6 protein-coding genes are annotated in these 5,313 nt (G+C 65.2%); all 6 read right to left on the bottom strand.

Features of this window, described 5'->3' with window-relative positions; genetic code table 11:
- The coding region (locus tag ACSLE4_RS00425) for a heavy metal translocating P-type ATPase (protein ID WP_435902517.1) at positions 1-1,612 on the bottom strand (1,612 nt) is incomplete at its 3' end.
- The gene (locus ACSLE4_RS00420) at positions 1,609-2,127 is read right to left on the bottom strand and encodes a FixH family protein (RefSeq protein WP_435902516.1); all 519 of its coding nucleotides are present in this window, start codon (positions 2,125-2,127) and stop codon (positions 1,609-1,611) included. The genes ACSLE4_RS00425 and ACSLE4_RS00420, both read right to left, overlap by 4 nt.
- Positions 2,124-3,608, bottom strand: a complete 1,485-nt coding sequence (ccoG, locus tag ACSLE4_RS00415) for a cytochrome c oxidase accessory protein CcoG (RefSeq protein ID WP_435902518.1) — start codon at positions 3,606-3,608, stop codon at positions 2,124-2,126. The genes ACSLE4_RS00420 and ccoG overlap by 4 nt, the downstream gene beginning before the upstream one ends.
- A gap of 57 nt (positions 3,609-3,665) precedes the next feature.
- Entirely contained in the window at positions 3,666-4,532 is an 867-nt protein-coding gene (gene ccoP, locus ACSLE4_RS00410) for a cytochrome-c oxidase, cbb3-type subunit III (RefSeq protein ID WP_435902515.1), read from the bottom strand.
- Between the two features lie 3 nt (positions 4,533-4,535).
- Positions 4,536-4,718: a cbb3-type cytochrome c oxidase subunit 3 gene (locus tag ACSLE4_RS00405; RefSeq protein WP_435902514.1), complete on the bottom strand. Its 183-nt coding sequence runs from the start codon at positions 4,716-4,718 to the stop codon at positions 4,536-4,538.
- A gap of 10 nt (positions 4,719-4,728) precedes the next feature.
- Positions 4,729-5,313 (bottom strand): cytochrome-c oxidase, cbb3-type subunit II (ccoO, locus tag ACSLE4_RS00400; protein WP_435902513.1); only part of this gene is annotated, 585 nt, incomplete at its 5' end.

The raw sequence follows: 5,313 nt of genomic DNA, 5'->3' as shown, positions 1-5,313 counted from the left end.
ACACCGGCGCCTCCTTGCCCCGCCGGTACCACACCCGGCTGCCTTGCGCGTCCCCGGTCTCCACGCCGCACCATGCCGCCGACCCCAGCCGTTCGTCGCCGCACGACAAGCCCTCACCTGGCGTCTCTTCGATCCCGGTCATGGGTTGGACCGCGCCGGCCCGCCGCTCCGCCGCGGCGACCAGCGCGCGCGAATACGGGTGCCGGCTGGCCGAGGCCAGCGCCGCCGCCGACGCCAAAACGCTATCCGAAATATCCTCTATATCAATCAGTTGGGGCTTTCCGAGAGTCAGCGTTCCGGTCTTGTCGAAGACCACCGTGTCGATCTCGGCGATGCGCTCCAGCCCGTCCGGCGCCTTGACCATGATGCCCCGCTTGAAAAGGCGGCTAGCGGCGGCGATCTGCACCGCCGGCACGGCGAGCGCAAGCGCGCAGGGACACGTGATGATCAGCACGGCTATGGCATAAGTGAGCGCCGTCTGCCACGTGGCGCCGAACGCAAGCCAGCCGATGAATGTCGCAAGCCCCAACCCATGCACGGCCGGCGCGTAGATTTGCGCGGCACGGTCCGCCAGCCGGCGATAGCGCGCCTTGCCCTGCTCGGCGGCCAGCATCAACCGGCTGATCTCGGCAAGCAGCGTCGCGTCGTCGGCCGCCGTGACGTCCACCTCCAAGCTATGCGTCAGGTTGAGTGTGCCCGCATAGATTTGCGTGCCGGTCTCGACGGATGCAGGCGCCGTCTCGCCCGTGATCAGGCTCTGATCGATCTGTCCGCGGCCGCATACGACGACGCCGTCCGCCGCGACCCGCTCACCCGCGGCGACCAGCAGCCGGTCACCGGGCCGAAGTGCATTGGCGGCGACCTGCCGCCGCGTTCCGTCCGGGTCGCGCACCGTGGCGATGCCGTTCTGCAAACTCAGACGGTTCTGCGCTTCGCCGCGCGCGCGCACCCGCAACGTCTCATCGAGATAGCGCCCGACCAGAAGGAAGAACAGCAAGGTGACGGCGGCGTCGAAATAGACCTGCTCGGTATTGAGCATGGTTTGATAGAGGCTCATGCCCGTCGCCAGAATGATGGCTAGCGAGATCGGCACGTCCATGTTGAGCCGGCGCCCTTTGAGCGCCGCATAGGCCGACGTGAAGAACGGCGCCCCCGCATAGACGACCGTGGGCAGCGCGATCAGCGCGGAGAGCCAGCGGAACAGCCCGGCTAAAGCTGGGTCCATATCTCCGCCTTCCCCCGACCACACGGCGATGGAGAGGAGCATGATGTTCATGGCGGCGAAGCCCGCCACCGCCACGCGCCGCAGAAGATATTTCTGCCGCGCATCGCCACGGTCCTGCTTGGCCGTGTCCATGGGGGAGGCCGTGAAGCCGATGCGGTCGAGGGCACCGATCAGCGCGACCTCGCCGGCTTTTGCCGGGTCATAGGTTACGGTTAGCCGCTTGGCGGCGAGCGAGGCGCGCGCGCTGTCGACGCCAGGCACCCGCATGGCAGCCCGCTCCACAGAGCGCAGGCAGGCGCCACAATGCATATCCTCGACAGCGAGGGTCAGCGTGGCCGCGCCCGCTTCCGCCGCCTGCTTGGCAAATGTGGTCGGATGCGCCGTCATGGCCGGTCCGCCACGAAGAGACGCCGCTTCAAACGGTGCAGCGGCTCGCCGTCCTGATGCAGCAAAGACTCCACGGAGAGCACCCAACTCCCGGGTCCGAGCGCCACGTCGGCGGCATAGACCCCCGGAGAGACTTCCGTGAACGCGAGGGCCCGGTCCTCCCGGTTCGTGGCCGGGCGCGTGAGTTGCCCGTCGAGCCTCAGGCCAGAGACCGGTTCCGCCGTTTTGTCGGCGAACCGCAAAGTAAGCCTTGCCGCAGCCGGATCATAGGCGATCTCGCTATGCCAGCCGAGCGCGGCCTGGCGCTCCCCGGCGGCAATCGTCTCGTTATAGGTAAGACCGCTGCGGTAAGGGTCCGGCCTGTCACCACCGCTGAACGTGCCGAGCGCGTAATAGACGAGCAGCCCGTTGGCCACGAACATCACCCCAAAGAAAGCGACAAGACCCATCAGCACATGGCGCCCCTCGATGCCGTTCGCGAACCAGCGATGTGCAAACCCGCCTTGTGTTCTCATCGCGGCGGCCCCTGGAATGTCGCTTCGTGGGCGGTCTCGTTGCCGCTGGCGATGTCGGTGATCACGATGTCGAACGTCGTGGCCTGCTCCGGAAGCGCGTGTGTCCCCTGCTTGTCGAGTGTCACATAAAGCCGGACCGACTGAATGTTGTCCGGCGGCACCGGCACGACACCCCCTTCATGGCCCACCATGTCGAGCTTGGCGCCGGGCAATCCTTCGACGCCGAGTTTGAAGACGCGCGGAAGATAGAGCTTGTTCATGAGCTTGACCGTGAAGCCGTTGCGCACGCCGCCATCCGACAGCCGGACATAAAGCGGATTACGGTCATGCAGCACGTTCACGTCGAGCACGGGCCGTATGGCCAGCGCCACAACCATGATGAGGCCCACCACGGCAATGGCCGCGGCGTAGAGGATCACGCGCGGGCGCAACAGCTGTAGCGGTTCGGCGTTCTCTGCGCCGGCATCGAGATTGCGCACGGTGTCGTAGGCGATCAGCCCGCGCGGCCTGCCCACCTTGTCCATGATCCCGTCGCACGCGTCGATGCACAACGCGCATTGGATGCACTCAAGCTGCGGTCCGTCGCGAATGTCGATGCCTGTCGGACACACGGCCACGCATTGCCGGCAGTCAATGCAATCCCCGCGCCCCTCCCAGGACTGCCCCGCCTTATGCGGCCCATGCGGCTCGCCCCGCCAGGTGCGATAGGAAATCAGCAGCGAGTCCCGGTCGAACATGGCGCCCTGGATGCGCGGCCAGGGGCACATATAGATGCACACCTGCTCGCGGGCGATGCCGCCGAGCACGTAGGTGGTCGCCGTGAAGAGCCCGATGAAGAGATACGCCACCATCGGCGCGTCGAACGTCACCAGCTCTCTGGCAAGGGTAGGCGCGTCGGCGAAGTAGAAGACCCAGGCGCCGCCAGTGGCGACGGCGATCAGCAGCCAGCTGATATGGGTCGCCGACTTCTTCCAGATCGTTTCGGCGGCCCACGGATCCTTGTCGAGCTTGAGACGCTGGTTCCGGTCTCCCTGCCAGAAGCGCTCCACGGCGATCATCAGATCGGTCCACACTGTCTGCGGACAGGTGTAGCCGCACCACACACGCCCCGCGATCGCGGTGACGAGGAACAGCGCCAGCGCCGCCAGAACCAGCAGTCCCGTGACGAAGTAGAACTCCTGGGGCCAGATCTCGAGGAAGAAGAAGTAGAAGCGGCGCGCCGGCAAATCGATCAGCACGGCCTGATCGGGGAGATACGGTCCCCGGTCCCAGCGGATCCACGGGAACACATAGTAGATGCCAAGCGTGACCGCCATGACGATCCATTTGGCCGTCCGAAACCGGCCATGCGCCTCCTTGGGATAGACCTTCACCCGCCCGGCGTAGAGAGACTGCCTCTCATTGCCGACCGTGGGCACATCGCTCCGCGCCACGCCAGGCGCCGCCTCGACGGGGCGCGCGTTTCCGTTTCCGCCCGCCATCGGGGCGCTGTGCTGTACGTGCACGTCGATCATTGCCATCACTTTAGCCCTTTGGGGCTACTCGCCGCCGCCCAGCGAGTGGACATAGATGGCGAGTTCCTTGACCGTCGCGGGATCGAGGCGCTCGTGCCATGCCGGCATCATGCCGCTGCGGCTATTGGTAATCGTCTCCACGACGGTCGCCTTGTCGCCGCCGTAGAGCCAGAGCTCGTCCGCAAGGTTTGGCGCACCGAGCGCCTGATTGCCTTGGCCTTCCGGCCCATGGCACGCGGCGCAGTTCGTGGCGAAGAGCGCCTGCCCCCGTTCCGCGGCCTCTTCATCGCCTTCATTGCCGGAGAGCGACAACACATACTCGGCGACGTCGGACACTTGGTCCGGCTTCAACATGCCGAGCTTGCCGAAAGCCGGCATCTGACTGTTGCGGGTCTCGGCGTCCTCGGCGCGAATGCCGTACTGGATCGTGTGGTGGATCGCATCGAGCGAGCCGCCCCACAGCCAAGCATCGTCCTGCAAGTTCGGATAGCCGATGGCCCCTTGCGCGCCGCGGCCGTGACAGGGCGCACAATTATCGCCGAACGCCGCCGCACCGCCGGCTAGCGCGAAGTTGAGCAACTCCGGGTCGGATTGGATGGTCTCGAGATCGCTCGCGGCGATTCTGTCGCGGAAGCCGGCCTTCTCAGCTTGCGCTTGCGCCAAGTCCTCTGCGACGACCTCGCGCTGGCTATAGCCGAGATAGCCAGCCGTATGGCTCGAAATCAGCGGCCAGGTTGGATAGAGAATCCAATAGCCGACCGCCCAGACGATGCAGGCATAGAACGTATAAAGCCACCATTTGGGCAGCGGCTTGTTCAGCTCCTGGATGCCGTCCCACTCATGGCCGGTCGTCTCCTCGTCCGCTGACGTCTCGCCTTGTTCCTTGGCCATGGCTCAGTCGTCTTTCTTGTTCTCGGGCCCGGGCTCCGGGTCCTGTTCCAGCGGCAATTGTGCCGCCTCGTCGAATTTCTTCTTATTGCCTGGCCAGAACGCGTAGATCACCACGGCGGCGAACAGCGCGATGAAGAACAGGAGCGCCGCCACTTGGCTGATGGATGCCACTTGCTCGTAGGTCATCGCGTTCTCCTCACCTGAGATTGGGGCCCGCGGCGTCGAACGTCGCGAAGTCGACCAGCGTCCCCAGCATCTGCATGTAGGCGATCAGCGCATCGAGCTCTGAGATGTAGCTCGGGTCGCCGTCGAACGGCCGCGCTTGCGCCTTGGGATAGCGCTCGAGAAACGCTTCGAGCGCCTCTGTGTTCGCGCCCGCCTGTCGCTCCAGATCGGCACTCGCACTCGCGATCATCTCTTCGGTGTAAGGCACACCGACAGTGGCGTTGACACGCAAGCGCTCCCCGATGTCGTCATAGTCGAGTTCGCGCTCAGCCAGAAACGGATAGCCCGGCATCACCGATTCCGGCACGACCGATCGAGGATCGACCATATGCGCGCGATGCCACTCGTCCGAATACTTGCCCCCGACCCGCGCGAGATCGGGGCCCGTGCGCTTCGAGCCCCATTGGAAGGGATGGTCGTACATGCTCTCGGCGGCAAGGCTGTAATGGCCGTAGCGCTCGACCTCGTCCTTGAGGGAGCGGATCATCTGACTGTGGCAGGTGTAGCATCCTTCGCGGATATAGATGTCCCGGCCTGCGAGCTCGAGCGGCGTGTA

The sequence above is a fragment of the Methyloceanibacter sp. genome, from assembly GCF_051306395.1.
Taxonomy (GTDB): domain Bacteria; phylum Pseudomonadota; class Alphaproteobacteria; order Rhizobiales; family Methyloligellaceae; genus Methyloceanibacter.
This window is presented reverse-complemented; position numbering and strand designations above follow the sequence as displayed.